This window comes from Stenotrophomonas sp. P5_B8 (assembly GCF_054049855.1).
On the sequence record NZ_JBFULO010000651.1, the window covers coordinates 1 to 1483 of the forward strand.

General features: G+C 57.1%; 1 protein-coding gene. It reads right to left on the reverse strand.

Annotated elements, in window-relative coordinates; genetic code table 11:
* The coding region (locus ACXJKH_RS20375) for a hypothetical protein (RefSeq protein WP_457322090.1) at window positions 1-1360 on the reverse strand (1360 nt) is incomplete at its 3' end.
* Between the last annotated feature and the right edge of the window lie 123 nt (window positions 1361-1483).

The following is a 1483-nucleotide window of genomic DNA, read 5'->3' on the forward strand; positions in this document are numbered from 1 at the left end:
GATTCATCTCGTCAAGAAGCACGTCTGACTCGGCAGCCGCTGTCGTCGAGTCCTTGATGAACTGGCGTATCCAGTTCCCGACCTTCTTGAACGCGGCCTTGAGCTTCTTGCGAAGCCTTTCGTCATCAATGCGGTCGGCGGAGATCTCGTCGTGGCGCGGATTCTCCATGTCGCGAACACGGGCGCTCGTATCGCGATCGTCCGGCTGAAGGACCGCGACAAAGTCTCTCGACAGCGAGAAACGACGAAGTGGGTGCCCAAAGTGACTGAGGTTGTCAGCAATGTACATCCCGTTTCGTAGAATTCCGACCCGCCGTGGAAGCCCTTCGTGCTGAAGCAGAGTCAGCGTGAAATTCCCGGAATCGGGGGCTTCGTACTTGTCTACCGAAGAAGCATCCGAGCAGAGTGCGTCGAGCATCGCTGCACTGAATGCCAGGTCGTCCGAAGTTCCTGTGCTCTCCGCTGYGGCGTGGATGAGAGGATTCTTGAAGAGATCGAAAACCGTTGTAGCGTCGATCTCGATGTTCTGCTCGAGTGGTGAGATGACGCTGAAGCGGATAGCGCCGTCCCGGATTGCGGAGAAAAAGTTCCTGATCAGCGACTCCGCGATCAGCCATTGCCAACCATCTGTCTGTGCAAACCCGATGCTCGCGACAGTGGTTCCTGTTTCGGTTCGGCGGAGCCATTGGGGAAGCTTTGCAACCTCATCGACCGGCTGATACGGGGGGGGGGCCCAATAACCGGTTGCTCTCAGCGGCTGACCATCTTCGTGGGAGATCAGAATGCTCTTGCCCTGCGCAAGGTGACATTCGTTGCCTTCAGAATCCGTGTAACGCGTGGAGTAGAACACGGTTCTGAGATTGGAGATCGCAAAGGCCGCGTTCTTGCCGATGCCAAAGGATCCGCCTGCATCCGCGACGTTCTTCTGRCTGACACCAGAGGATTTGACGAGGGCGTGGAATGGGCTGCCCTCAATCGCGGGTCCAAGCAGCCCGGTTGTTCCGTAGTCTTCAACCAGAAGAACTGGCATTGTCTGCTGGTCAGTGAGAGCAGCTGCCCGCGTGAAGAACTCAATCTCTTTCTTACGCCTCTTGCTCTTTGCCTGAGAGAGGCAGGCTCGGACGGAGGATGCGAGATCCTTCAATCCCGGAATGYCGCCCGTGGGGACATCCAACAGTCGAAACACCAGGTGAACCGTATTGGAGTCTTGGTCCTGTGCTTTAGCCGCGGCATCCAGACTGTTCTGGGAGCATTCCCGCGCTACGCCCGGGAATGGAGACCCTTTAAATGTCTCAATGCCTGCGTGACCCAGCCCTTCTTCCTCGAGTCCCGGGTTTGGTAGAAACTTCCAGCCTGTCATTCCATTGCCCCTGTGAAGATCACGTGCAGATGCAATTAAAGCAGCCGCGCTTGAGCTGGGCAATGTATCCGTTCGTCGCAGGGGCAACGCTGCCGAGTCGCATTCGACTGCCGTCAGGTAGGG